18 protein-coding genes are annotated in these 26,771 nt (G+C 48.2%); 14 read left to right on the forward strand and 4 right to left on the reverse strand.

What is annotated here, in order from left to right; translation table 11 throughout:
- Positions 1 to 92 precede the first annotated feature (92 nt).
- The 14 genes from ACN5NT_RS17220 (at position 93) to ACN5NT_RS17285 (ending at position 19,958) form a co-directional block, all read left to right on the forward strand.
- Positions 93 to 3,683: a mechanosensitive ion channel domain-containing protein gene (locus ACN5NT_RS17220; protein WP_419176251.1), complete on the forward strand. Its 3,591-nt coding sequence runs from the start codon at positions 93 to 95 to the stop codon at positions 3,681 to 3,683.
- Positions 3,684 to 4,106: 423 nt separating this feature from the next.
- Complete coding sequence (locus ACN5NT_RS17225; RefSeq protein WP_419176252.1) at positions 4,107 to 4,595, forward strand: MarR family winged helix-turn-helix transcriptional regulator; 489 nt, start codon at positions 4,107 to 4,109, stop codon at positions 4,593 to 4,595.
- 520 nt (positions 4,596 to 5,115) lie between these two features.
- Entirely contained in the window at positions 5,116 to 5,580 is a 465-nt protein-coding gene (locus ACN5NT_RS17230; RefSeq protein WP_136798362.1) for a hypothetical protein, read from the forward strand.
- Positions 5,577 to 7,127 (forward strand): two-component system sensor histidine kinase NtrB, encoded by a 1,551-nt coding sequence (locus ACN5NT_RS17235; RefSeq protein ID WP_136798361.1) that lies wholly within the window; start codon positions 5,577 to 5,579, stop codon positions 7,125 to 7,127. The genes ACN5NT_RS17230 and ACN5NT_RS17235 overlap by 4 nt, the downstream gene beginning before the upstream one ends.
- Positions 7,128 to 7,140: 13 nt before the next feature.
- Positions 7,141 to 7,500 carry a response regulator gene (locus tag ACN5NT_RS17240; RefSeq protein ID WP_136798360.1) on the forward strand — a complete coding sequence of 120 codons (360 nt, stop codon included), beginning with the start codon at positions 7,141 to 7,143 and terminating at the stop codon, positions 7,498 to 7,500.
- Between the two features lie 36 nt (positions 7,501 to 7,536).
- The gene (locus ACN5NT_RS17245; RefSeq protein WP_136798359.1) at positions 7,537 to 9,651 is read left to right on the forward strand and encodes a molybdopterin-dependent oxidoreductase; all 2,115 of its coding nucleotides are present in this window, start codon (positions 7,537 to 7,539) and stop codon (positions 9,649 to 9,651) included.
- The gene (locus ACN5NT_RS17250) at positions 9,648 to 10,100 is read left to right on the forward strand and encodes a 4Fe-4S dicluster domain-containing protein (protein ID WP_136798358.1); all 453 of its coding nucleotides are present in this window, start codon (positions 9,648 to 9,650) and stop codon (positions 10,098 to 10,100) included. The genes ACN5NT_RS17245 and ACN5NT_RS17250 overlap by 4 nt, the downstream gene beginning before the upstream one ends.
- 90 nt (positions 10,101 to 10,190) lie before the next feature.
- The gene (locus ACN5NT_RS17255) at positions 10,191 to 11,876 is read left to right on the forward strand and encodes a GAF domain-containing protein (RefSeq protein ID WP_419176253.1); all 1,686 of its coding nucleotides are present in this window, start codon (positions 10,191 to 10,193) and stop codon (positions 11,874 to 11,876) included.
- Entirely contained in the window at positions 11,869 to 12,306 is a 438-nt protein-coding gene (locus tag ACN5NT_RS17260) for a hypothetical protein (RefSeq protein WP_419176254.1), read from the forward strand. The genes ACN5NT_RS17255 and ACN5NT_RS17260 overlap by 8 nt, the downstream gene beginning before the upstream one ends.
- A gap of 90 nt (positions 12,307 to 12,396) precedes the next feature.
- Positions 12,397 to 14,106 (forward strand): sulfite exporter TauE/SafE family protein, encoded by a 1,710-nt coding sequence (locus tag ACN5NT_RS17265; protein ID WP_419176255.1) that lies wholly within the window; start codon positions 12,397 to 12,399, stop codon positions 14,104 to 14,106.
- Positions 14,107 to 14,288: 182 nt separating this feature from the next.
- Positions 14,289 to 14,906, forward strand: coding sequence for a hypothetical protein (locus tag ACN5NT_RS17270; protein ID WP_419176256.1), 618 nt, complete (start codon positions 14,289 to 14,291; stop codon positions 14,904 to 14,906).
- A 72-nt stretch (positions 14,907 to 14,978) separates the two neighbouring features.
- The gene (locus ACN5NT_RS17275; RefSeq protein ID WP_419176257.1) at positions 14,979 to 17,447 is read left to right on the forward strand and encodes a PEP/pyruvate-binding domain-containing protein; all 2,469 of its coding nucleotides are present in this window, start codon (positions 14,979 to 14,981) and stop codon (positions 17,445 to 17,447) included.
- Positions 17,448 to 17,493: 46 nt separating this feature from the next.
- Positions 17,494 to 18,546 carry a protein-tyrosine phosphatase family protein gene (locus ACN5NT_RS17280; RefSeq protein WP_419176258.1) on the forward strand — a complete coding sequence of 351 codons (1,053 nt, stop codon included), beginning with the start codon at positions 17,494 to 17,496 and terminating at the stop codon, positions 18,544 to 18,546.
- The gene (locus tag ACN5NT_RS17285) at positions 18,543 to 19,958 is read left to right on the forward strand and encodes a sigma-54-dependent transcriptional regulator (RefSeq protein WP_419176259.1); all 1,416 of its coding nucleotides are present in this window, start codon (positions 18,543 to 18,545) and stop codon (positions 19,956 to 19,958) included. The genes ACN5NT_RS17280 and ACN5NT_RS17285 overlap by 4 nt, the downstream gene beginning before the upstream one ends.
- A gap of 261 nt (positions 19,959 to 20,219) precedes the next feature.
- On the opposite strand, the gene ACN5NT_RS17290 is transcribed toward ACN5NT_RS17285, so the two are convergent.
- From ACN5NT_RS17290 to ACN5NT_RS17305, 4 genes are all read right to left on the reverse strand, one after another.
- A complete protein-coding gene (locus ACN5NT_RS17290) occupies positions 20,220 to 20,681 on the reverse strand; it encodes a copper-binding protein (protein ID WP_419176260.1) in 462 nt (153 codons plus the stop codon).
- A gap of 64 nt (positions 20,682 to 20,745) precedes the next feature.
- Entirely contained in the window at positions 20,746 to 23,886 is a 3,141-nt protein-coding gene (locus ACN5NT_RS17295) for an efflux RND transporter permease subunit (protein ID WP_419176261.1), read from the reverse strand.
- On the reverse strand, positions 23,876 to 25,540 hold the full coding sequence (locus ACN5NT_RS17300) for an efflux RND transporter periplasmic adaptor subunit (RefSeq protein WP_419176262.1): 1,665 nt from the start codon (positions 25,538 to 25,540) through the stop codon (positions 23,876 to 23,878). Before ACN5NT_RS17300 ends, ACN5NT_RS17295 begins: the two co-directional genes overlap by 11 nt.
- Positions 25,527 to 26,756 carry a TolC family protein gene (locus ACN5NT_RS17305; protein WP_419176263.1) on the reverse strand — a complete coding sequence of 410 codons (1,230 nt, stop codon included), beginning with the start codon at positions 26,754 to 26,756 and terminating at the stop codon, positions 25,527 to 25,529. Before ACN5NT_RS17305 ends, ACN5NT_RS17300 begins: the two co-directional genes overlap by 14 nt.
- Between the last annotated feature and the right edge of the window lie 15 nt (positions 26,757 to 26,771).

A 26,771-nucleotide genomic window follows, 5' to 3' on the forward strand; every position in this document is an offset into this window, starting at 1 on the left:
AGAGGGGGAAGCAGAAAACTGCAGCTCCTCTTTCAGTAAGCTGGAAGCGTTTTTAGAGATAGACTCCCTCATCGCCGGTTGGAGCCGGAGCTATGCTGCATGTTCACCCCGGTGGTGGCAGAGAGTGCAGAGAATCCATAAAAATCCTGCCATCGCTTCACAGGAACCTTCCGCATCTACCCGATGATTCAGATGACATTGATCCGTCCCTTTGTTCATCATCCACATCATCCGCTAACATTTCCTATAAACGGGTAAAAAGTACGAGGGCACTGCTGTTTGCTGTTATTTTTACCGTTCTTTCCTGTTCGCTGAATATCATAGCAGAAAATTCTCCCTCAATACCTGGTATCTTGTGCGCGGCACTGGCAGCCGAGGAAATTGAGGCACAGCTTCCCCCTGCATTGGTTACCGCAGAAACCCTGAGGGCCAACATTGATGAGGTCGAGTCAGCAACGGATTTAACTGAGGATCAAAAGAAAGAATTGCTTGACCTGTACCGTAAGTCATTAAGTAATCTGCAGAATATTAAATCGAACCTTGAAGCGACAGAGGCTTTTCGCAAAGAAACACAGACTGTATCTGAGCAGATAAAGTCGATACAGGCAGATATCTTCGAGCTTGAGCAACAGCAACAGGAACCGGTAGAGGGGATGGGGGAGGAGCTGAGCGGGCGGTTGGACGAGCTGGTCCAGCTGCTGCAAAGCCAGCAGGCCGAGCTGGCAGCAGCAAATGCCACCAGCACAGATCTGTCCCGCCGCCTCAATTATATGAATACACGTCCTGTCGTGATATCGAATCGGCTGGCGGAGGCTGAGCAGGAACAGGATGAAGTGGAGGCTGCCCTGCAGGCATCTGCTGGTGAGGGTGCTGTGGGTGAAGCGCGGCGCTGGGTCTATGAAACAGGGTTTGTGGCGCTGAGTACAGAAATTGGTATGCTCAATGAGGAATTGTTGAGCAAACCTTATCGAACCTCTTTGCTTGAAGCACGGCTCAAACGGCAGGCTGCTAAGGTGGAGCTGATCAATCAACGGGTGGCTACGATAAATGAGCGATTGAATAGCGAGCGGTTGGCTGAGGCCGAGATGGTGCAGCGTGAGGTTGAGAGGGTAGAGAGACAGGCCAGGGGGGGGAACCCTGTTCTGGTGCAACTCTCAGCTGAGAATGCCGAGCTGACGAAACAAATAAATACGATGGCAGCTCAGTTGGAGACTCTGGCCAGGGACCAGGAACTGGCCATGAAACTTAATGCCAGAGTCGCTGCAAATTTAGAGGACGCACGTACTACTTTAGAGTCGAGTGGTCTCACCGAAGGACTCGGTAAAGTCTTATTAGCGCAAAAAAAGTATCTCCCGGAACTGGAGGAGAAGACTGACGAAGTCCGCAAGCGTGATGGTCAGATAGCCGAATCGGAGGTGTTGCGCCTGCGTCTTCAGGCAGAAGCACGGCGCATGGTTGATATGAAGTTGTTCATGAACCAGCTTGCGGAAGAAGCACGGGAAGAAAAAAGTGAGGCGTTGTTTAACCAGATTCGTCCCCAGGTTGAATTGCGAAAACAGCTGCTCATCAAAGCTATGGATATGATTGAGCTGTATCTCGAAGGCTTGAATCAGCTCAATGATGAAGAACGAAAGCTGGTGGGCACGGTCAAAGCTTATCAACAATTTCTGCAGCAAAATCTATTGTGGTTGCGTAATGCGGAGCCGACGAAGTTGGTAGACTTTCTTGACCTGCCGCGCGAGGTACGTGAGCTCTATCACATAATGCCCTTTGCCTTTTGGGTAAATGTGGTGAAGGTGCATGTCTTTAAAAAGCCGATATTCTGGTTGGTTCTTGCGCTCGCTTTTTGCCTGGTTATTATGCGAAAAGCGATTATCCGCGCAATTGAAGAAAAAGCAAAGATTGTCGGTAGGCCTACCACAGACAGCATGGGCAATACCATTACAGTTTTGCTGTTGACAGCGCTGCTGAGATTGCCGGCACCCTTGGTGTTGGTAACAATGGGTTGGTTGCTGCAAAACTCTGGTGATAATGTACAGGTCACGAATCTCGGAGAGACGTTCATTGCAATTTTTAGCTACCTCTTCTTTCTGCGCTTTTTCCACGGTGTCTGTATGCCAAAAGGGCTGGCCGAGGTACATTTTCGCTGGCCTAAAGAAAAACTGAAGTTTCTTAGAATTGAACTGGATCGATTTCTTATCATTATTATCCCGGTCGGGTTGCTGGTTTTGGTATCGGTGAAATTGCATCCGGAAAATGCTGGTGGAATTCTTGCCCGTCTCGGTTTTCTCATTACGTATCTTGCCCTGATAATTTTTCTCTACCGCATATTGCATCCGGCTAAAGGAGTGCTCTCCCACCTGCGTGAGGATGAACATGCCTCGGGGATGATAATGAGCTCCTATCCAATCTTGTTTTTTCTGCTGATTTTCTTCCCGATTGCCTTGATATTCCTGGCCTTCTCCGGCTACCTCTACTCGGTGGAGGTGGTAGCTGACATGTTTGGCAATACCTTGCTGCTGATGCTGGGGCTTATACTCTTGAATGCACTACTGCTGAGATGGCTCATGGTGGTTCGCAGGAGAATGAACTACGAGGCTTTGCAGGAGAAACGAAAGGCCCGGCTTGAGGAACTTGAGGAAGCAGAAACGGAAGGCGATGAGGAAGCAGCCATGCAGTTTGAGGAACCGGAGGTTGATGTGGCTGCTCTTGCGAGTGAGACCAGGGAATTCGTAACTCTTGCAGTATTTCTTACGGGTTTGTTTGGTTTCTATATGGTCTGGTCATCTTTTTTGCCGGCATTGAAAATTTTAGACGAAGTGGTGCTGTGGAACAACACCGTAACAGAGGCCGGTGTGGAAAAACAGCTGCCGATTACTCTGGCTGATTTTGGTTTGGCAATCATTTATGCGATGATGGTCACCATGGTGGCCAGGCGCTTGCCGGCACTGTTGGAGATTATCCTGCTTCGTCGTACCACTATGACCCACAGCGATCGTTATACAGTAATCTCACTCACAAATTATACAATAATTACGGTTGGAGTGGTGCTGGTGCTCAATACTATCGGTGCCCAGTGGTCGCAGTTGCAGTGGCTGATTGCGGCACTGGGTGTAGGTATAGGTTTTGGCCTGCAGGAGATAATTGCCAATTTTATCAGTGGCTTGATAATTCTTTTTGAGCAGCCGGTGAGGGTGGGGGATATCGTTACTATCGGGGATACGGATGGTGTTGTAACCAAGATCCGTATTCGGGCAACGACCATTCGCAACTGGGACATGAAGGAATTGCTGGTTCCCAATAAAGAATTCATAACCGGACGTCTGCTGAACTGGTCTCTGGATGATCAGGTGACACGTATTTATGTCGTGATCGGCATAGCCTACGGCAGTGATGTGGATAAAGCAATGGAGTTAATCCTGCAGGTAGCCGAGAAGCAGGAACATGTACTGGTAGATCCGCCGCCCCGTGTAAATTTTGAAAGCTTCGGTGATAATTCCCTGAATCTTACCTTGCGGGCTTATATCGACAATATTGATTACAGGCTTTCCACCACAACGGAGATTCATCGTGAGATCAATCGACTGTTCGGTGAGGCTGATATTAGCATCCCGTTCCCGCAGCGGGATGTCCATCTCGACTGCCGGCAACCACTGCAGGTAAAAATCCAGGAAAATGAGTGAAATCGGTTGGGGCATTTCCATTATGATGAAGGGAGCGGGAAAAAAATGATCGGTCTGAATCTCCGAGGAGTAATCGTGTTGAACCGTACCTGTTGACGGCAAGAGTTTGTATTAAGCCAGCAGACTCGGATTCAGGGGGGCTATGGCAAGTCGCTTATCAATATTTTGACTGGGTGAGTTACAGCGCTTTAGCGCATCTGGTTTCTGGGCATTGATTGCGGAGTTTCGGGGTGAGTGAAAAAATGTTATGAGAATCACAAAGACAGGTTTATAAAGAAACTGAACAAAAGGTATATCTGTTTTATGTATACGAAATGATGGGTAAAGAGGCTGCCGCCAGGAAGTCTCGTTGGTTCCCCAATAATCGTTGGGCTGCCTTGTAGATAACAGGATACGATTTCCACAGGAAACATGGAGAATGGTTTGAACAACGATACGAGCCAGCGGAGCAAAGAGTTACTGATAGGGTTACGAAAAATAACGCAGGCAATTGACCTTCACTCTAAATATCTTTTTAAGACGGCGGGAATAACAAGTCCACAGTTGGTAATTCTACAGGCATTGTCACATTTCGACTCCCTCTCGGTATCTGAATTATCAAAATCAGTTTCACTGAGCCAGGGAACTGTCACCGAAATCCTGACGCGTTTGGAGAAAAAAGACCTTATTACGAGAAGAAAGTCAGATCAGGATAAGCGCCGATCCCTTATCTCAATAACTGAAATTGGAAGGCAACTGCTGCAAGATGCACCGTCGCCATTGCAAGATGACTTTACCAAATCATTTCATGCTCTTGAAGATTGGGAGCAACTCATGATCCTCAGTTCTATAAAAAGAATTGTCACTATGATGTCAGCTGAAAAAATCGAGGCATCTCCCTTCTTGGTTGCTGGCCCAATCGATAAGAAGTGAGCGGTCAATACGCTCAATCGGCAGGGGCAACTCACTGCCGCCTGATAGATGATCGCACAAGGCATGTTGCGATGAATATCTGTTTATACCTTGTCTGCAAGGCGGTTTCAGCAAACCAGCCAGAGACCGCCTCGTAATCAACAAGGTGCAACATTTTTACTGCACTATCCCCCCAGACACATTCAAAACCTTCAGCAAACTGCTCCCGCCAGAGAAGTTCTCCCCACAGCGCAACGTTTTTGATGCACTCAGTAGTGCCTTGTATTTATTATACTCTATAGCAGTAATACGACTTTCGATGTCCATCGCGTCCCCTTCTTCCACTCTGATCCATTGTTGATTGCAACAATTGTGTTGCACTTTAATTACTGCAACAGCACCATTGCTCACCATCTTCCGCTGTGAAATTCATTTTTTTCTCAATAAACATTTGTTACTGCGTGAATATCACAAATCTACCTTTAATGTTTAGAATAAGTGGCACGGAAGGTGCTCTATAAAGTTCAAAGCAAAGGAAATTATGAATACTCGAAATCTCATACTCATACCTACTATCGTTCTTTTATTGGTAGGCTCTTCGGATGCCGCCTGGGCTTTGCAGTCCCACGGCCCGCCGGAAGGGATATACGTGCACCAGATGGCACATACCCTTTTTATGGCGGCTCTTGCCTATTTGTACTGGCATACCCGGCGTACACAGGAGTTAACGAGTAAAGGATGGAAGGCTTTTCAACTGTTTTGCATTCTTCTCTTTTGCTGGAACGTGGTGGCAGTTACCGGCCACGAAGCGCTTGAGTATCTCACATCACAGGACTTTATCGATAAAAACAGCTGGAGTCAGCAGCTTGCGTTCCCTCTCAGCTTTATAAAGATCCTCTATTACTTAACCAAGATGGATCATTTTTTGGTTGTTCCTGCCTTGTTTGCCCTCGTGATCAGTCTCAGGACTCTTTACAAGCAGGCATTAGCGGAGGCCCAAAAATGACCGGTTTATCACTATTACCTGCAATCATAGTAGAATTTGTAGGATCAGCACTGGCAATAATACTTGCCTTTATTGCGTTAGCCTATGCCAGGGCATTGGCAAAACTTCAGCCGGACAATTTTATCTGGGGTTTTCTCTGGTATTTCTCAATTGCAATGGCCGCTTTTTCTATTTCACGAGGTGTCGGTCACATTGTTCGGATCAGCCTTGTTCATTCAGGCAATATTGAGACATGGTATAAACTTGCCCCGTTTTCAGGCGGTTTTAACACGATGCTGATGATCTCTGTCGCTGCGGTAATCATCTATTACCATAAAGGACTGGCTGCATACAAAGCGATCAGGACTGAAGCGGAGAAACTTGCCGTCGCCAATCAGAAACTCGCCTCCAATGCGGAGGAGCTTCAACAGCTGAATAGCGGACTGGAGACCATCGTTGAAGCACGAACAAGGGATCTCTCACAATCAGAAAAGAAATTTCGCAACTTTTTTGAGAATTCAAAAGACATCGTCTATTTCTGCGACATCAATGGCCATATCACAAATATCAATAACAGCGGCCTGAAAATGCTTGGTTTATCCGAGCATGCAGAATCAATAAATTTTCACGAGCTTTTTAACGATCCTGCAGTACTCGATCTCTACCTGACCACTCTTCGGGAAAAGGGATTTATCAGCGATCTTGAAATGGAATGTGTAGGAAGCGACGGTGTTCCCCGTCACCTGCTGCTATCAGCAAATGCGATCCACGATAAACGCGGCAACATCATAGGCTGTGAGGGGATCGGTAAAGATATGACCCGGCTGAAAACGATTACCGAGCAGCTCATCAATCATGAAAAGATGGCTTCAGTCGGTGAAATGGCTGCCGGAGTTGCTCATGAGATCAACACTCCGCTCGGCATTATCCTGGGCTACACCCAGCTTATGCTGGATGACTTTGAGAGTGGCACCGACACCCATGAGAATATGCGGGTCATAGAGCGGCAGACCAAGGCATGCCGTCGAATTGTTGCTGATCTCCTGAAATTTTCGCGCCAATCTGAGAGCGTGAAATCCTGCATCAACATAAATACCATCATTAACGATGTTCTCTCTGTTACCGAGCACACACTCAATATCAACAAAATCGAAATAATACGAACTCTTGACCAGACTCTCCCTGACGTATTTGGAGATGCCGAAAAAATACAGCAGGTATTTATCAACCTCTTTAACAACGCCCAGTATGCCATGCCGGAAGGTGGCAAGATCATCGTAACAACAGATCATGATGAGAGTCACATCAAAATATGCGTGAGAGATACTGGCTCAGGCATTCCGGCCACAATCATAAACAAAATTTTCAATCCGTTTTTCACAACTAAAGAAGTTGGAAAGGGCACCGGCCTCGGTCTCTCAGTAACATACGGAATTATTCAGGAGCATGGGGGCAGCATCACCGTTAACAGTCCTCTTTCAGACCCTGAGAGCAACGAAGAAATATCCGGCGCAGAGTTTCAAATCATACTGCCGATTAAGACATTAAACCCTTCCACTTTACTATAGGAACAATAGCACCATGGCGGAAATACTTGCATTAGACGACGTACTTGATGCAGCGATACTGGTCAAAAAAATTCTCGAAAGACAGGGCCATACCGTCCACACCTTTACAGGAGAGGAAGAGGCCATTGATTTCGTAAAAGGGCACCCTGTAGACCTCGCTATCCTCGATATCAAATTGAAAAAGATGAGCGGTGTCGATGTGCTGAAAGAGTTGAAGAAAATAGATCCACTATTGAAGGCCATCATGCTGACCGGATACCCGACTATTGAAACCGCACGTGAAGCGCTTGAGCTTGGGGCGAAGGAATATTGCGTGAAGCCTATAGATAAAACGGAATTAGAAGAGAAAGTGGCTCAGGTTTTAGCGATCTGAGTTCGCAAATATCAGGAAATGAACGAGGAGAGTTACATGAAAAAGTCAGTCTACTCCCTATGCGGCATGTGCACCGTGCGCTGCCCTATTCGTGTGGAGTCAGAAGACAACACGATCACCTGGATTGAGGGAAATCCTCACCTGCTTGGTGGTGCACTGTGTGCTAAAGGTTCAGCTGGTCCCGCGCTTGTTGAAGACTCTGAACGACCGCAGCAACCACTTATTCGAGTTGGCGACCGTGGGGCAGGGCGCTGGCGTGAAGCGAGCTGGGACGAGGCCTTTGACTATGTTGCTGACAAACTCAGCACCATAAAGAGAGAGCATGGAGCTGAATCTGTTGTTCTCTCCTCCCGTGGTGGTCCGTGGCAGGCAATGTATAAAGCGTTTATTCATGCATTCGGCTCGCCAAACTACACCAACCATGACTGTACCTGTGGTCGTAACACCCATCACGCCAGCCTCTCAATCAACGGAGTTGGTCGTAAAGGGTTTGCCTACGATATCAAGAATGCCAAACATCTTGTCCTGTTTGGGCGCGATATGTTCTCTGCACTTCGAATCGCCGAGAATCATCAGACCCTCGACATGCTCGATAAAGGCGGTCGCCTTACCTACGCAGACGTACGCCAGACCATGACAGGTGCCAAAGCCACCCGCTTTTTTCAGGTACGACCGGGAACCGACTACGCACTAGCCCTCGGAGTTATCCATGAGGTTATTAAGCGTGAGTTATTCGATAAGAAATTCATCGAAAAATATGTGAGCGGTTTTGAGGAGCTCTGTGCATTTGTTGAGCAATATACACCGGCATGGGCAGCCAAAGAATGTGGTGTTAAGGAGAAAAACATTCTTGCGTTTGTCGATGAGATTGCTGAAGACGCACCACATGTCATCTTTCATCCGGGTTGGAACCTCGCTCGTTATAAAGATTCGTTCTATGCCAGTCGTGCAATGCATATCCTGAATGTGCTGATGGGTAATATCGAGATGAAAGGTGGTCTCTTTATCCCAAAAGGCGCAGGCGACTGCGGCAAGAAAGGCATTCGCAACATCGATCTTGGCAAACCTGATATCAAACGCGGTGATGGTGTAGGCTGGGAGTACAACCACTTTGATAAAGGGCCGGGACTGGCGCATCTCTTCTTTAACAATATGCTGAAAGAAGATCCGTACCCGATCAAGGCCTGGATCGCCATGCGTCATGATCCGTTCAGTGGCATGCCTGATCCTGAGCAACAGAAGCTGGCAATGGATAAGTGTGATCTGCTGGTTTCCATCGATACCAACTACAGCGAATTCGGCTGGTACAGCGATATCATCCTGCCTGAGTCGACCTATCTGGAGCGGGATACTCCGATTGTTCAGCAGAAAGGTCTCAAGCCTCGTCTGGCATTACGTCGCAAGGCTATTGAGCCCAAATACGATACCAAGGCTAACTGGGAGATTTTCTGCGAGCTTGCATCACGCCTCGGCTTGGAAGAGACCTTCCCGTTCAAGACCATAGAAGATATCTGGCAATGGCAGCTTGAGCCAACCGGTTACACCATGGCTGATTTTGACGAAAAGGGCTTTGTCGAGATGATCGACACCCCGGTCTTCTTTGACCGCGACAATCTTGATGCCCAGTTCAAAACACCGAGCGGCAAGATTGAGATTGTGAGCGAAAAACTGACTAAAGCCGGCCTGCCTTCACTTAAAGAGTATGAGTCACCCGAAGCACCGGAAAAAGGAATGTTCCGCCTGATCTACGGCAAAATCGCTGTACACACTCAGGGACACACCATTAACAATCCACTGCTCTCTGAGCTTATGCCCACCAATACCGTCTGGATTCATACCAAACAGGCGAAAAAACTTGGCATAGAATCAGGGGATTTGCTTGAGGTCGCTTCTGCGGATAAATCCTACAGCGCTACCGTTGCCGCCCATGTCACTGATCATGTTCACCCTGAAGCAGTTTTCACAGTTCATGGTTTCGGCAAGGATATTCCGCGCCAGACAAGAAGCTTCAGAGCCGGGCTCAGCGACCAGAAACTGATGGTCGGCAAACTCGACGACTGGGATCAGGCCGGAGGTGGAGTCAATCTCTGCGAAGTTTTTGTCCATGTAAAAAAGAGTATCCGCAACACCAAGAGGAGAATCGCACTGTGAAAAAATATTCAATCCATCTCAATAGTCGCAGATGCATTGCCTGCCATGGCTGTGAGGTGCACTGCAAGGTAAATAAAAGATTACCGGTCGGCCCTTTCCTCTGCGATATCAGCTGTACCCCTTTACAGATGGTGGGCGGTGTTCCCAAAACCGAGATCACTTTCTCAAGTTGTCGTCATTGTGAAGACCCGCTCTGTGTTCCGGTCTGTCCTACCGACGCGATGGTACAGCGGGCTGACGGCATCGTCTATATCGACCAGGAAAAATGCATCGGCTGCATGGCCTGTCAAAAATCCTGCCCGTGGGATATCCCGGTGCAGAATCCTGACGACAACAAGGCTGTTAAATGTGACCTGTGCATGGATAGAATCGATGAAGGCCTCAAACCCGCCTGCGTCGCGAAGTGCACCACTCATGCACTGAAGTTGGTTGAACTACAACCAGTATAACTCAAATAAAATCCACTCAAGGTAGCCCAGTATATAACTGACTGCTGAAATTGCTTTAAAAGGCAATTTCAGTGGTAACGGGATAGTTGCATGATCAAGACAGAAACACATAAAGAGCAGGGATTCCTTAAGGTCTTTCAGGAAGTCACCCGCCTCATAAGCATGGCCCATGATCCTCAGGAAGTTATGGATCTGGTGGTGCGCCGGCTACCTCAACTGCTTGAAGTTGATGCCGCAACCATACGGCTTCTGGATGAGGGGTCTGATACCTTTCTGCTTGGTGCCGCATATGGAGTTTCTGATGAATATCTGTCCCGTGCAACTATCGATTCGCATGAGGTTATGGCCGAACTGAAACAGGGCCATCCAACTGCGAGAAATGATATCGACATATCCTGTGACCATGACAGCTGTGAGTACATTCAGCGAGAGGGGGTAAAAAGCGCTCTCTCGCTGCCAATCCTCTATCAGAAAAAAGTAATCGGAATCCTGAGGTTACTCACCAGGCAGTCGCGGACTTTTCCTGAACAGGAAATTGGGTTTGCCATGTCGCTTACCGAGCAGGTGGGAATCGCAATCACTAAGACCCGTTTTTATAACGAACTTGAAAGTCAGGTGAAATTTCTGCAGGAACTTACGCAAATCTCGCGACTGGTCAACTCAACCCTCGATCTTGATCAGGTTCTTGCCACTATCGTCGAAAAACTCCCGACCATCATGGGCGTTAAGGGGTGCACTATTCGCTTGTTGCATCCGGCAACAAACAGGCTTGAAATGGCTGCCGCCTCCGGGCTCTCGGACGAATATCTGCAACGGGGATCTATCAGCAGGGAAGATTCGATATTCAAGGTGTTAAAGGGTGAGCCTGTATCGATCTATGATGCAACAACTGATCCCCGGGTCGATTATCACGAGGCCATACGAAAAGAAGGTATCAAATCAATTCTTGTGCTCCCCATTCGGAACGAGCGCGAGATTATTGGTGTATTGCGACTGCTCACTACAGAGCACCACTTTTTCACACCCGGTGAAATAAGTTTTGCCATGACCGTGGCTGAAGAAGGCGGCAACGCCATCGAAAAAGCACGGCTTTATAGAAAAATCACACTGCTCTTCAACCAGATCGAGGAGCACGAGCGATTTCTGCAGACCATCATGGATTCGTTATGGATGCAGCTGCTTGTTTTAAGCACGGATAAACGTGTGGTCATGGCCAACAAGATGTTTCTGCAAACCCAGCGACTAAAGGAGAGCGAAGCACTCGGCGGTGCCTATAAAGATGTCTCTCCCTGGTCCACTGGCGATGCAGCCGATTTAGCACTAGATCAGGTGTTTGCAGGCAAGGCACCGGTAGCAGTACTCGAACAGCTTGAACTGAAAAATAAAACGACCTGGTTCGAGCGACACCTCACACCCATTATCGATGATAACGGCGAGGTAGAATTTGTTATCGAAGCGGTTCGGGATATCACAGATCAGAAACTTCTCGAACAGGAAAAAATGGAGCGTATGAAACTCCAGGGCGTAATCGAGATGGCGGGTACAGCTGCACACCAGCTCAACAGCCCTCTCTTTGCTGCCCTTGGCTCAGCTCAGTTACTTAAAGATGACCTTGAGTCAGAAGATCTGGTGGAAGATCTGGAAATGATCATCCGCAACTTGAAAAACATTGCCGATCTCACGCGGGAAATGACCGCAGTGACCGGTTTTACATCGCAGGAATATGCCGGTGATGCACGCATTGTCGAACTGAAACGAGGAGCAAAAGATGATTGATGCATATGAAGGCGGAGCACGGGTAATCGTGGAAACGGTGAAAAACATTTTCAAATCACCGGTGGGAATTTTTATCTACGCTCTTTCAACAGCTATTGTGGGAATCGTCATTTTACTCGCATTTCTCTCCTTGATTGTGGTGCCCTCCAACCTTCCATGGACCCTTCCTGTGCTCATCGGTTTCAACGCTGCCGGGGGCGGTTACGGGGTGGCTGAGAAGTGGGGAACCTATCCCATGAAGAAATTAGCGCTTTTCAGCTTTGCAGTCATTTTAACCATTGCAGGGGGCACAATCATTACGCTGTTCTGTCCATGGGAGCAGTTACTGGATATGAACCGGTATCTCATATCAGGTGTAGCATCGCTTATCTTTACGTTCTTCGGCGCCTGGATCGCCGCTAAAAGTCAGCAACTTAAACACAACTTATGATCATCAATTTTACGGGAGGTGTTTCGCAAAAACAATTCAACCCAATTGCATACGCGTAACAAATTTTTAATGATTAAAGGAGAAAAGAGAATGAGTAAAAGGCGAATTCCATTTATTGCAGTGGCAAGTCTTGCCCTGTTTTTCCTGGCAAGCTACAGTCTTTCGTTTGCCGAAACAAAAATAACCACTAATGGTAGCGTTGGAGACACCGTTACCATCGAAGGCTCCATCGAGCCAGGTAAAGAACTGTATCTCGCAATCGCTCAGCAGGACGAGTTCAAACCCGGCGATGCGACCATGCCCCACGAGAAAAGCAAGTTTACTAAACAGACTGCAAAAAGTGGTTTTGGTATGGACACCTCCATTCCACCTCTCTATTACGTCTTGACCAGCAACCCAACTGCTTTCGGTAAGCGCGTAGATGACACCAGATTCGGTGGACCGTCTGTTTTTCTTGGCAAAGGTCGCACCAAAGGTCTCTATTCAACCTACAGTTACCTGCTCAACGATGATTTCAACGCAATCGACGCTGATGCCAAAACAGGTCTTGGCCCGATCAAGACCGAAGAACAGTGGAAATTCCTGAAGTGGGCAAATGAGTCCAGCTACGGTATCAACACCATTGTAAAAGAAGGTAACCGTGTTGGTAAGATCGTTATCTTCTCAAGAACCGTACTTGGCGACGATTCGAGCACCAACTACTGGGACAAAGGTACCAAGATCAATCTCGACAAAGAGACTGGTAAATTTACCGCAACTTTTGCCTCCTTTCGTCACACTCCGCCAGATACTCAATTTGATGTGTATGTAAACGGTGCCAAAGCCGACTCTTTCAGCCTTGAAGGAAAAGGATTCTGGCTGAAAAAAGGTTACCGTTACATGAACCCTCTCTGGATCGTGATTGGTGCTATTCTTGTGGGCACCTACTTCTCCATGATCGGTGCTGCCGGTGGTATGTTGATGGCTGCTTTCCAGGTACTCGTTGTTAACACCATGGGTCCTGTTGGTGTCAACGCGGCTAACGTACTCAAGCCTTCCAACATGGCGCTTACTCTCTTCTCCCCACTCGGTTCTTTTTACCGGTTTGCTGTTGTTGAGAAGCGTGTTGCATGGCCTGTAGGTATCTCTTTTGGTGTCGGTATTTTCATCGGTTCCATCTGGCTCGGTAAATACGTTTCTGCTCTGCTGCCAATGCAGGCATACAAAGAGTGGCTCGCAGTTCTGGTTGTCATCATGGGTATCAAGACCCTCACGGAGATGACCCCAAAGGCGATGAACAAGCGTAAGAACATCAAGGCAATGACCCAGAAGTTCAACGCCGCAGTAAAGAAAGCCAAAGAGACCGGCGACGCTATGGAGATGGGTTCAATCGAACCTGTAAAGACCGGCCTCACCGATTACCGTTTCAAGTTCTGGGGAGAAGAGTTCCGCATTAACCCGCTGCTCTTTGCATTCCTTGGTATTATTATCGGTATCGTCTCCCGCTCTTTCGGTATTGGTGGTGGTTTCCTCCTCGTACCTGCAATGACCACTCTTGGCGCGTTGCCAATGTACGTTGCTGTACCGATCTCCCTGATCGGAACCTGTTTCTCATCTATCGGTTCCTTCTTCGGTTATGTCATGATCGGTTACTGGCCTGACTGGGTACTTGCGGGTGCAATCATCATCGGTGGTTTTGCCGGCGGTATGCTCGGTAGTCGTGCTCAGAAATTTTTTAGCGAGATGCAGCTCAAGGTTGTTCTTGCAATCACTCTCTTTTTCCTCTTCTTCCGTTTCTTCAAGATCGAAGTATGGATATAATTGAGTAGATAAGAATAGAGGTCGCCGGGGATTGAGCCCGGCGACCTCATGCGATACGTACCATATTTTTGCTACAGAACTTTTTTTCTGCAATGTCTGTGGTAAAAATATGCTACGTAACAAAAAGGTCGGAGTACCCCAAACGTTACTCCGCCGGAAAACTTTAAAAGCGAGTATTCAGGATGGAAGATTTTCTAGATAGATTATGGGAATATATTGAGGCCGGAATTCAGTTCCTCGGCAATAGCCTTGATGGAGTGCTGCAACATCTGCATTTTTTAGGCCCTGTTGTGCTGATAAGCTTATTGGCACTCTGTACCATAGCCGTCACCAAAGTTCTCAATCGCATTATTGTTACCAAGCGTTATGGGGAGTTAGAAAAAAACTTCCAGCACTGGTTCCAGTTGCGTCAGGAAGCGTTAAAGTGCGAAGACCGCGAAAAAGGTAAACGACTGGCTCGTAATATCGATCAGGCTGAACTGAACCGGGCATATTACGACTATTTTTTTGAAGGTTTTCTTCTTGGCCTCGCCAGAAGAGTTATGCCGATATTTTTCATGTTCGCCTTCATTAACGAATTTTATCGAGCTGAGCGTCTGCTGGAATTTTTCGGCCGGGGATATGTTACTCAATTGCCGTCAACAAGTGGTGAGCCGATTTTTGTTGGTGCAGTAGTCTGGTACATAATCTCCATCATTGCAGGATATCTGCTGTGGTATGCTATTCCAAAGATCATTGGGAAATTAACCAGTACCTCTTTCGGGTCGGTAAAGCCCCATACCGAAGAATCGGGATGCTGATCACTACATATGTTGTCATAGCTCAAGCAGAAGATAACAATACAATTCAGACATAATTCCTCTGCATTCACTATGTTGATAACGTCACTTCTTAAACGCTGGAGTTATCAACTTCTGGCACCGGGCACTCTGTTGCGCGAACAGTATGAGGCGCTCAAAAAACTCCTGCAGTACGACGTTCGCTGCCACGAGCAGATGGCGGAACTTCAGGAGTTGCTTTATAGCGAACAGCCTGAGGATTATGCCAGGGTACGAGAACGTTTCAGGCTGTTCTCCGCTGATGTTTCAGCAATGCTTGATGCGCTTGAATTGATGGAGCCAGGCAAATATTCCGCTCTCAGGAATTACCATAAGAAATTCGATTTTTACACCCGCTTTCTCCTGGAACCTCCCCGAACACCTACCACTCCACCATACATTCTGACACTGGACTCGATAGCTGAGAACATTGACTGTGTCGGCAACAAAGCTCAACATCTGGCCACGCTGCAAAACGAACTGAATATAGATGTTCCTGAAGCATTTGTTATTACCACCAACAGTTTTCACCGGTTCATAGAGCACAACAATTTTAGAGAGACGATCGATGGCTTGCTGGCAAGCCTTGATATACACTCTGCTGAATCACTCTCAAGTACCTCGAAGCAACTCTTTGAGCTGATCACTTCAGGAGTCACACCAGCAGACCTTGAGCAGGACATACTTTCAGGTTTTGATACACTTGCCGAAGGCAATCAGGTCCTGCATGTCGCTGTCAGAAGCAGTGCGCTGGGAGAAGATGGTGACAGTTCATTTGCAGGCCAGTTCGAAACGGTTCTCAACGTCAGCAGAGCAGGAGTATTGAAAGCGTATAAAGATGTACTCGCTTCCAAATATTCGCCGGGTGCCATGTATTACCGTATTCGCCAGGGGTGGGGAGATGAAGAGACCACCATGTCTGTACTGGTGATGAAGATGATTCCCGCAAAATTCAGTGGAGTTGCATACACCAGTGACATTCTTGACTTGAGCAAAAAACGGGACAGCATACATCTTCATGTGATTGATGGAATCGGTGAAGAACTGGTCGGTGGCAGGGCTACCCCAGCTCAATTTCTGGTGCAGCGTACAGCACCACACGACATCAGGAAATGTTCAGAAGCCTGTTCAGAGATTGCCGAAATGCACATTCGCAAAATTTCGGCTCTGGCTATCGATATTGAAAAGTATTACCAGACTCCACAGGATATCGAGTGGGCAGTTGATGCCTCTGACAAAATATTTATCCTGCAGGCCAGATCACTACATAATTCAATACTCCAAGATTCGGAAGAGCAGCTTGTAATCCATAAACACAATGCAAACGCACTTGTAGACAACTGCGAGTGTGCATCTGCAGGAACAGCCTCAGGCATAATTTACAGGCTGGATGAATACCATAATTTAGATGACATTCCATCCGGTGCCGTACTTGTATGCCTCAATACTCCTCCCGATTATGTGAAAATCATTCACAGGGTTTCAGCAGTCCTGAGTCAGAGTGGCAGTCGGGCCAGCCATTTTGCAACTGTGGCCCGTGAATTTGGAGTACCGTTTCTCAGCGCTATTGATGATGCATATACACGTTTTACTACCGGGGACCTTGTCACTGTGGATGGCTTTAGGGGAACCGTATATCCAGGAAGAGTTGAAGAGTTACTGAATAAAAAGCAACGTCCTGTCACAGGTAATAAATACCGGCGTGTTATAGGAGAAATGCTGAAATTTATAGCACCTCTTGAGCTCATCGACCCGACTGCCGAAAACTTTACTCCTGAAGGATGTCGCTCTATGCACGACATCATCCGTTTCTGTCATGAAAAAGGCCTTCAGGCGCTCTTTTCTACCGGAAAGCCAGGGTCTGCGCGTGGCGCAGTTCGTTTTGCAGCCGATATTCCAATTGATGTTTATCTTTTTGACGTGGGTGGCGGAATGTCATCTGCTGGTTCAACAAACACTCCTGTGGAGCTTGCAGCCATCAAATCCATACCTTTTCATGCTTTGTGGCGGGGATTAAGCCATCCTGATGTCAAGTGGAAACAGAAACCTTTTGATTGGGAAGCCTATGAACGAATTGAATTATCCGGTGCTGTCCCTCCGAAAAAAGATAGCTTTGCCTTTGCCAGTTACGCCGTTATCAGCAAAGACTACCTCCACTTCAATATTCGATTCGGTTATCACTTCACCATTGTAGACGTTCTCTGCAGTGAGAACAGTGCAGAAAATCACTGTATGCTTCGCTTTGCCGGAGGTGGTGGTGACTTTTGGCATAGATCACTGCGTATAGAATTTATACATCTGGTCCTGAAACAACTTGGTTTTCATGTAGTTGTAAAAGGCGATTTACTTGAGGCAAAACTTTCCGGGCTTGCCGTAGAAATCATGGAAGAAAAACTGGATATGCTTGGGCGTCTCCTCGGTGCAACCAAACTCATGGATATGGTGCTTGAAGATGATGAAATGGTTCAGTCGTGTGCTGCAGATTTCTTTGCTGGCCGCTATTCATTTTCACAGGAGGGATAATTAGTGTTTAGCAGAAATCCCACGCTATTACAGGAAAAGCGCGCTGATGAAAAAGGCTGATCTGAAAATGGTAGATTATCCGTTATTCTGGATAACGGATAATCTCGTAGTATCACGGGCACCCATGTCCTACGACGAACTTGGCGGGCTCAAAGAGCAGGGAATAGATGCGATAGTCAACCTTTGCGGTGAGTTCAGCGACTTACATGAACTTGAAGAGCAGGCCGGTTTTGAGGTTTTCTGGATTCCAATCCCTGATGAAACAGCACCATCCATGGACGAGATGGAAAAAGGGCTTGAATGGCTTGATGAGGCAGTTTACCTTGGTAAAAAAGTTCTTGTCCACTGCCGTCATGGAATCGGCAGAACCGGCACATTTGTTACAGCCTATTTGCTTCGCCGCGGCTTCAGTTTAAATAAAGCCGGAAAAATGCTTAAGAGCACACGGGCGACACCGACGAATTTTTCCCAGTGGTGGTTACTCAGAAAATTCGGCAAAAAAGAAGGTCAGCTTTCCCTGCAGGAGCCCACTCCTGAAAACAGAAAGAATGATGACCTTGAACCGTTTTTCCTGCGCTACGAACTGCTACTCGAGTCATTACGTTCCCGCTTTCCTGAATGTTCTGAATGTACAACTCCGCCAGCTTGCAGTCATTGTGACGGCGAAATCAACTTGTACCTGATCGAAGCCCTCTACCTTCATACCAAGATTAATGTATTCCTCAGCATCGACCAGCGAAACAATCTGATTGATCAATTCAGTCGCCCACAAAAAACATTTTCTACAGGGGACAAACAGGCTATAAACAATACAACAACAGCCAGCGAGGTAACCTGCCCGCTGTACCGCGATGTCGCCTGCCTGCTGCATCAATTCAGACCTGTAAGCTGCAGGCTGCATGATCATGATGTGACTGCAGTAGAGAAAACAATTCAGGCTGAACTGGAGAATCTTTCAAAAGAAATATTCAGCGCGGTCTTTGACGTGAGCAGTAATACATCTCTTCCGCAGGTGCAGCTGACTGATGTTGTATCCGGCAGGTTTATACAAAAATACTTTCAATTTTTAGCAGCCCAAAAAAACACCGGAAACACATGACCAGCGATAGCAATAAACCCCAATTAAGCCCCAAACTGGTCATGATAGTCGATGATGAGCCGGATATGCTCGCCATGCTACGGCTTGTAATCCAAAAAAAATGCCGTTGCGATGTTATTACCGCTGCTTCAGGTAGGGTTGCTCTTGAAAAACTCAAAAATTCACATCCGGACGTCATTGTAACCGACATCAAGATGCCGGACCTGGACGGCTTGGAGCTGCTTAAAAAAGTTCGCGAACATGACGCCACGATTTCAGTCATAATCATGACGGGCTACGGCACCATAGATATGGCCGTGCAGGCGCTAAAAGATGGTGCATATGATTTTCTGGAGAAACCGTTTGATCAGAATCATATTGTTCATATCGCCAAAAAAGGACTCGAGCGCACAGCCCTGCTTCGAACGAATCAGCGATTACAGAATCAGCTCAACACTATTGCTCAACCTGAAGGATTTGTAGGTAAAAGCCCTGCCTTAAAGCGCGCTCTCGACCTCATCAAAAGAGTTGCCGACACGGATGCAACGGTGCTGATTCGCGGTGAAAGCGGGACGGGGAAAGAAGTTGCTGCCCGAGCCCTGCATAATCTCAGCAATCGTAAAAACCATACGATGGTAACAGTGAATTGTCCCGCACTTCCTGAGCATATTCTTGAGAGTGAACTTTTCGGGTACTCAAAAGGTGCATTTACAGGGGCAGTGCAGGCGAAAAAGGGGTTGTTTCTGGAAGCTGACCGCTCAACTATCCTGCTGGACGAAATTGCGGATATCCCTGTCTCTGTGCAGACCAAACTTTTGCGGGTGTTGCAGGAAAAAGAGATTCAGCCGCTTGGCCAGAATAAAACCATGAAGATCGATGCCAGGGTGGTTGCTTCTACCAATCAGGATCTTGAGGCAAAGATAGAGGCAGGAGAATTCAGGGAAGATCTCTTTTACCGCCTAAACGTCGTCACCATTACAATGCCGAGTTTGCGTGAGATGTCGGAAGATGTCCCGTTGCTTATTCACCATTATCTCTCATACTTCAAAGATCATTACAACCGGCCGGAAGCTGAAATATCTCCCAAGACCCTGCAATATCTTTACTCGAACAACTGGCCGGGAAACATCCGCGAACTACGGAATACCATCAAACGAATAGTATTGATTGGAGATAGCGGTATTGCAGAAAATGGTGAAGGCGAAACTGATTCTGCCAATAAGACAGAGCGGTTTGAGGATCTGTATCCAATCCATTACAATGATGCCAAATCTGAAATTCTCAGGCGCTTTTCAGTGGGATATCTGCGTAATCTTCTGCAGGAACATCAGGGAAACGTGACCAATGCTGCCGCAGCCTGCGGTCTGGAACGCCAGGGATTACAACGAATCATGCGGCGCTACAACATCGTTTCAGCTGATTTTAAATCATAGAGTATTCATTTCCCATACCAAATCATTCTCTCCACCTGACAGGTGCAGAGCCTTCTTAGATTGACGGTTTGCACTGCCAAGCCAAAACATTCAGCAGGCTGGTCTGGTTAAGATGCTATCCGATAACAGTAAGGGGGGAAACAGAGAGAAAATCGGGAGAGAACTGAGCCTTACAAATATTCCACGGCCAGTTCCGTTTGCAGCAGGTATCGACAATAAGAGGTTGTCGCTCCTGCTGCAATTGGAATAGGGACATCAAGGTTATTTCATGATATCCGTGATGATATATTTGTTGTCAGGACCAAGCTCAAGATGAAATTTAACCTGCTCACCGGCCTTGATGCTTCCCAGGTCCACAGATTTTGCCACAGGCAGATCCATGGTCATTTCCGGCCAGTTCAGGGCCGGAATCGGCTCGTGGGTCATGTTGACCATCCTGTTGAGCTTGCTGACCTGGTGGATAACCCCGACACCCATTATTGCTGGGGTGTCTCCATCAGCAGTATCTCCCATTTTGCCGTGATCCATTGAACTGTGATCCATTGAACCGTGATCCATTGAACCGTGATTCATTTCGGCTTGCTTTCCTTGGGATTGATCCATTGCACTGTGATCCATAGAGTCATGGCCCTGCATTGAACCATGCTTATCAGCCATCGCCACTGATGAGATAAGAGAAATGGCGAATGCCGCTATTACTGCTTTGATTGTCATAGATTGCATGATACACCTCGTTGTAGAATGTGTTGATTGGGATGTTGTTTATATTGATACGATGTAGTTTCTCTCATCCCTCACTTTTTTTCAGTTTTCCCGCTTCCCAGATAAAGTAGACCACAGGAATCATAAAAAGTGTGAGCAGCGTTGTGCTGCCCATGCCACCTATCATTGGCAGGGCAATACGGCGCATAACATCGGAGCCCAGGCCTTCGGTTATAAAAATGGGGGTAAGGCCGATCATTGTTGTGGCAACCGTCATCAGTTTGGGCCTTACCCTGAGGGCGGCACCGAAAATGATCGCATCCAGCAATTCTTTCCTGTTTGCCGGTTTGGTCATCTTTACCTGTTGGTCGATGTAGAGCAACATCACCACCCCCGTCTCCACTGCGATACCGGCAAGGGCAATAAAACCCACACCGACCGCTACTGAGAAGTAATAGCCTGCAAGGTGCACTGCCCACACTCCACCGATCAGTCCGAACGGTAGAGAGAGCATAATCATCAATGTCCTGTCGAGTCTGCCAAAATGCAGCATGAGCAAGGTGAAAATTATAAGAATCGTTGCAGGCACTGCGATCCTCATTCGCTCCTCGGCTTCCTGCATCTGCTCGAACTGACCTGACCAGATAAGGTTATATCCGGGAGGAAGAGCAACCTTTTGGTTAACAATATCCCTTGCCTCGTCGACATAGCTGCCAATATCCCTGCTGTCGATGTCCACAAAAACCCAACCTGTCAGCCGGGCGTTTTCAGACTTGATCATGGGGGGGCCTTCGACAAACTCAACGTCCGCTAATTGGCCCAGTGGTATGTGTTGACCCATTGGGCTCGGCACTAAAATATTGGTGAGATCATCAAAGTCTTCCCGGAACGCCCTGTCGTACCTGACAATAATGTTGTACCGTTCTCTACCCTGTACTACCTCGCTTACCCTGCTGCCGCCCAGGGCGGCGCCGATGATGGCTTGAACAGTGCCGAGATCTATGTTGTAACGGGCTATCTTGTCACGGTCCGGCGTTATTTCCAGGTATTTTCCACCAGTTACCCGGTCAGCGAAAACAGATCGGGTACCATCTATATCCTTGACTGCGGATTCTACAGAAAGAGCCAGGCGGTTAATTGTTTCAAGCTTGTCTCCGGTAATTTTAATGCCGATGGGAGTGCGGATACCTGTTGAAATCATATCCATACGGATTTTGATGGGGTAACCCCACGAGTTGACCAGTCCCGGCAACTTGACCCTCTTGTCGAGTTCTTTAATCAGATCGTCCTTGGTCAACCCTTCTCGCCATTCTTCTTTGGGTTTCAGGCGAATCCAACTCTCAATCATCGAGACAGGGGCAGGATCTGTAGCGGTTTCGGCACGACCAAGTTTACCGAAAACCATCTCCACCTCCGGCACGGAGCGAATCAGGAGGTTGGTCTTCTGCAGGATCTCTTTGGCCTTTGTAACCGAGATGCCGGGTAAGGTTGTCGGCATGTACAACAACTCACCCTCGTAAAGGGCAGGCATGAACTCAGAGCCGGTTTTGGAGACTGGATAAACCATGGAAATGAGCATCAGCAGGGCAAGAACTATGGTCAGCCATTTCCACTTAAGGGCTCGTACCAGTAATGGCCTGTAAATAAATATGAAAAATCGGTTAATCCAGTTTTCATCTTCTCTGCGTATCCGCCCCCTGATCAGCCAGAGCATCAGCACCGGTACCAGCGTTACCGAAAGCAGGGCGGCAAAGGCCATGGAATAGGTCTTGGTGTAGGCAAGGGGAGAAAAAAGCTTATAGGATTGTCCGGTTAAGGCAAAGACGGGCAGGAAGGAGACGGTGATTATCAATAGAGAAAAAAACAGCCCGGGACCTACTTCCTGGGCCGCCTGTAAAATTACTTCAGCTCTTTCCCGTTTACTTATGGTACCTCCCAGCTCAGAGAGTTTACGGTGGGCGTTTTCCACCATAACGATGGATGCATCCACCATTGCACCGATGGCTATGGCAATGCCGCCAAGAGACATGATATTGGCGGTAATTCCCTGGGCCGTCATAACGATGAAAGCAGCGAGAATTGCCAGCGGCAGGGTGATGATCGCCACCAGGGCCGAGCGGGCATGGAGCAGGAATACAAGACAGACCATTGCGACGACGATACCTTCTTCTATCAGCTTATCCTGGAGATAGGAGATGGAACCTTCTATAAGGGGGGCGCGGTTGTAGACGGGGATAATCTCAACACCTTCAGGCAGGCCGCTTTTTATCTCATCTATCTTCTTTTCTATGCCGCGGATGACGTTTAGGGCATTCTCGCCGGCCCGCATTACCACGATGCCGGCCACAACCTCGCCTTCACCATCGAGCTCGGTAACACCCCGACGCAGTTCCGGTCCCTCAACAACACTAGCCACATCAGTGAGCAAAACCGGAATGCTATTTCGCGAGTACAGGACAATTTTCTGCAGATCCTCAAGGTTTTCAGCATAGCCTTTGGAACGGATGATATATTCTGTTTCGCCCCGTTCAAGAACACGGCCGCCCGCCTCTACACTAGCCTTACGAACAGCTTCGATCAAACGGACTAACGGCACATCAAAAGCGCGAAGCCGGTTGGGATCTACCAGGACCTGGTACTCTTTTACAAATCCGCCAACCGAAGCGACCTCGGCCACGCCTGGCACAGTGGCTAACTCATAACGGAGAAACCAGTCTTGCAGGCTACGCAGTTGGGCCAGATCATATTTCTGGTTCCGGTCAATTACGGCATACTGAAATACCCAGCCGACACCTGTTGCATCCGGGCCAATCTGCGGACGGGCTGTCTCCGGCAATTCGGCCCCTATTTTGGAGAGCGCTTCAATAACCCGTGACCGGGCCCAGTACTGGTCAACCCCGTCCTCAAAAATGATATAGACAAATGAGGTACCGAACATGGAGAACCCGCGCACTGCTTTACTGCGAGGCAGGCCGAGCATGGTCGTTGAAAGCGGGTAGGTAACGAGGTCCTCAACAATCTGTGGAGCCTGGCCTGCGAAGTCGGTGCGGATGATCACCTGCGTATCGCTCATGTCCGGGATGGCATCAAGAGGCATCTCGCCCAGAGCGCGAATCCCTGCGACCAGGAGGGTAATGACAAATAGAGCAACCAGCAGTTGATTCTTTACCGACCAGGCGATGAGACTTGCGATGGCTCCGGTGCTCTCACTTTCGTTACTGTGCATGTGAGTGCTCCTCTGACCCTTTCAGGTTATTGTCATCAAGGGGTATTTCGCGTGCCGTGACATCATCGCCGAAAGGATTTTGTATGTCCCCGGCCAACTGTATCCAGCTACGCCTGTCTTCTGTAGTAAAAAAAGCCAGGCCAAGCTCGTTGTAATAGCGGGGGCGACCCTCGAGAACCCAGGGCTCGATAGCCTCTACTGAGCCGGCAAGCAGCTCCCGCCAGCCACTGAATGTCATAATCCCGGCACGGTCTTGTAAAGTAGCGAGAAAATCCTCAGCCACAAAGGCAAGCCTGCTTCCTTTCATCTCATGGTACAGCTTTTGTGCAGATTGTTCGGCAACGTCAAGTAACTGGGGATTGGGGAGTCTGCCGGCTATAAGCTCCTCATGAACGTAGAGGGTTCCCTCGACCATATGATTGAGGAGTACAAGCTGGTGTTCGCTCACATCCAATTCGGCAAGGGAGAGCGCCAGCTTTTCCATGCGTCGAAAAGATTCACGCAGTGAACTTTCAGAATCAATGAGAAACTGGCCGGAGACCACAACCTGGTCACCTTCTGCAAGACCGGCCTGAACCTCCATAAGTCCCTTGTACTGCAGACCTGTCAAGATTTCCCGTGCCTGATAGGTTCCATCGCCACGTTCGAGGATCACGTAGCTTCCCTCCTTGTTCTGCAGGACGCTCTCGTATGGAACAGCCAGACGGGGTCTGATATCGGACATGATTGTCACATCCACATAGGTACCGGGGCGGATGATACCGTCGGGGTTTTCCAGAATAAGACGCATCTGCGCCGTACGGGTGGCTTCTTCAACCGCCGGTGAAATGTAATCGATTGTTACATTTTCCCGGTGAATGCCGATGCTTGGAAAATCCACATCTACCCGACTCTCCCGGTTGACGAATGAGATGTCCTGTTCGGCCAGGTTGACACGTACCCAGACCTTTTCATAGCTCTGAATTCGCATGGCAATAGCTCCGGGACGCAAATAACTTCCCTGACGGATCGAGATGTTTTCTACGCTCCCTTTCTGCTCCGCGTAGTACGGCAGGCTGGGTTTGATCTGTCTTCTGTTTCGTATCTCCTCAACCACTTTCTTCTGCACACCAAGAGAGCGCAGTCTGTCTTCTGTCACCCTGACTCTGTCGGTGATACCGGAGGAGAGTGCTGTAATATAGTCCTGTTGGGCGGCAATGAGCTGTGGACTGTAAAAGCGAAACAGCAATGATTCGGGTTCCACTTCATCGCCCTCGGCGTTAACGATCAACTCCTCTATCCACCCCTCCACGCGTAACGAAACATCGGTTTGCAGCCTCTGGTTGACGACCACTTCGCCGAAACTCCGGATGGATCTGCCAAAATAGGCTGTTTCTGCCGGTTTGATCCGAACCCCTGTGCGCTGAATCATGTAGGGAGGCAAAGTAAGACCGTGCTCCGCTTCATCTCCCTCGATAACCGCCCCCCCTTCCAATTCCACCAGATCCATGCCACAGATCGGGCAGGTGCCAAAGGAGTCGGAGATATAGTGCGGATGCATCGGGCAGGTGTATTGAGTTTCTGCCGCGTGGATGAATCCGCTCAGCAGGGTAAAGAGGAGAGTAAGAGTACACAGTGCGGCACGAGTAGCCTGAAATTGCTTAATAAGTTTCATGGATATCTGTAGGTGTTATGTGTGCGTTGAGTTCTTCAGCAATACGTCTGTACTGGGTTTTTTCGCCGGTAATCTGCGACAGGAGGGAAAGCCGTGCTATTTCCGCCTGGAGGACAGGTTCAAGACTTGTCTGGCCTGCCGAATAGGTCCTCTCCATTGCTTCAATCTTCTTTTCAAGAGCCATGTCTTTCTTTTGCAGAACCTCTATGTTGAGGAAAGATGAGTGCTTTTCACTCAAAAGGCGGGTTGTCTCCATTTGCCAGGTCCTGATGGCCTCGTCGTAAATATGCTGGGCACTTTTTCTGCCGCTTTGGGCCGCCTCAAGTTTGGGATGTTGATTTTTGGATGCCCAGAGAGGAATGGTCATCCTGAATTGGAGAGAGAACCAGTCGTCACCATCAAATGAATCATTTTCACCGTCCTCTCTGATTTTATAGGTCGCGACCATGCCAAAATTTGGTGAATATTTGCTGTCGGCTAAATTGACACGGGCTTTTTCAACCTCTATGTTGCTGGCGGCGAGCTGGACCGGATACAGTTCGCCCAGGTCACCTGTCCACAGTTTCTCGTCAAAGTCGAGATCATCAATTTCGGGAACTTCTCCAATCAGCTGGATCAGGTCAGCCTCGATGAAAGCCTTCTCGGCTTGCAGGGAATTGAGTTTTTGTTCGACTTCAGCGAGTTCAATTTCTGTCAGAAAGGTCTTTTGATATATCGGTTCACCTGCAACAATCTGTCCTTCATAGTAATCCTGCAGTTGATCGATGATCAGTTTCTTTTGTTCCTCATATCCAGCCTGCTTATTCACCCTCTGCAATTCGGCTATTCGTGTGAAAAAGAGTGCCTGGAGACGGGATCTGGTGTACTCGGCCAGCAATTCCGTACTGCCGGCAGTGGAGAGGAAAATGTCTCTTTGTGCCTTTCTGCCCTTGGGGTTGGGGATATCCTGTGAGAGGCCGATTACTTTAGAGGTGGGAAGAAATCGGTCAAATGCCGGGTCAGATATCGGGACATTGTCAACCCCCAGGAAAACCGATGGGTCCGGTAGCCCCATGGCTCCTTCGGCTTGGTATTGAAGAGCGTTATGCTGCTCGAGCACGGCCTGAATCTTGGGATGCTTGTCAAGCAGGTCGAGATAATAGCCCAGTTCTTTGCCGTATACCTGACTTATGCAAAGGTTGAATGTCAGGAGAACCGTGAAAAGGACATGTTTCATAAAACCTCCCTGTGA

Source organism: Desulfosediminicola sp. (assembly GCF_048381775.1).
Lineage (GTDB): Bacteria > Desulfobacterota > Desulfobulbia > Desulfobulbales > Desulfocapsaceae > Desulfopila > Desulfopila ganghwensis.

What these genes read in the sequence shown, in the direction of transcription:
- ACN5NT_RS17300 (WP_419176262.1), bottom strand. Translation starts at nt 25,540, where the DNA reads ATGAAACTTATTAAGCAATTTCAGGCTACTCGTGCCGCACTGTGTACT.
- ACN5NT_RS17260 (WP_419176254.1), top strand. Translation starts at nt 11,869, where the DNA reads ATGATTGATGCATATGAAGGCGGAGCACGGGTAATCGTGGAAACGGTG.
- ACN5NT_RS17230 (WP_136798362.1), top strand. Translation starts at nt 5,116, where the DNA reads ATGAATACTCGAAATCTCATACTCATACCTACTATCGTTCTTTTATTG.
- ACN5NT_RS17285 (WP_419176259.1), top strand. Translation starts at nt 18,543, where the DNA reads ATGACCAGCGATAGCAATAAACCCCAATTAAGCCCCAAACTGGTCATG.
- ACN5NT_RS17290 (WP_419176260.1), bottom strand. Translation starts at nt 20,681, where the DNA reads ATGCAATCTATGACAATCAAAGCAGTAATAGCGGCATTCGCCATTTCT.
- ACN5NT_RS17295 (WP_419176261.1), bottom strand. Translation starts at nt 23,886, where the DNA reads ATGCACAGTAACGAAAGTGAGAGCACCGGAGCCATCGCAAGTCTCATC.
- ACN5NT_RS17305 (WP_419176263.1), bottom strand. Translation starts at nt 26,756, where the DNA reads ATGAAACATGTCCTTTTCACGGTTCTCCTGACATTCAACCTTTGCATA.
- ACN5NT_RS17275 (WP_419176257.1), top strand. Translation starts at nt 14,979, where the DNA reads ATGTTGATAACGTCACTTCTTAAACGCTGGAGTTATCAACTTCTGGCA.
- ACN5NT_RS17235 (WP_136798361.1), top strand. Translation starts at nt 5,577, where the DNA reads ATGACCGGTTTATCACTATTACCTGCAATCATAGTAGAATTTGTAGGA.
- ACN5NT_RS17265 (WP_419176255.1), top strand. Translation starts at nt 12,397, where the DNA reads ATGAGTAAAAGGCGAATTCCATTTATTGCAGTGGCAAGTCTTGCCCTG.
- ACN5NT_RS17270 (WP_419176256.1), top strand. Translation starts at nt 14,289, where the DNA reads ATGGAAGATTTTCTAGATAGATTATGGGAATATATTGAGGCCGGAATT.
- ACN5NT_RS17240 (WP_136798360.1), top strand. Translation starts at nt 7,141, where the DNA reads ATGGCGGAAATACTTGCATTAGACGACGTACTTGATGCAGCGATACTG.
- ACN5NT_RS17255 (WP_419176253.1), top strand. Translation starts at nt 10,191, where the DNA reads ATGATCAAGACAGAAACACATAAAGAGCAGGGATTCCTTAAGGTCTTT.
- ACN5NT_RS17280 (WP_419176258.1), top strand. Translation starts at nt 17,494, where the DNA reads ATGAAAAAGGCTGATCTGAAAATGGTAGATTATCCGTTATTCTGGATA.
- ACN5NT_RS17245 (WP_136798359.1), top strand. Translation starts at nt 7,537, where the DNA reads ATGAAAAAGTCAGTCTACTCCCTATGCGGCATGTGCACCGTGCGCTGC.
- ACN5NT_RS17220 (WP_419176251.1), top strand. Translation starts at nt 93, where the DNA reads ATGCTGCATGTTCACCCCGGTGGTGGCAGAGAGTGCAGAGAATCCATA.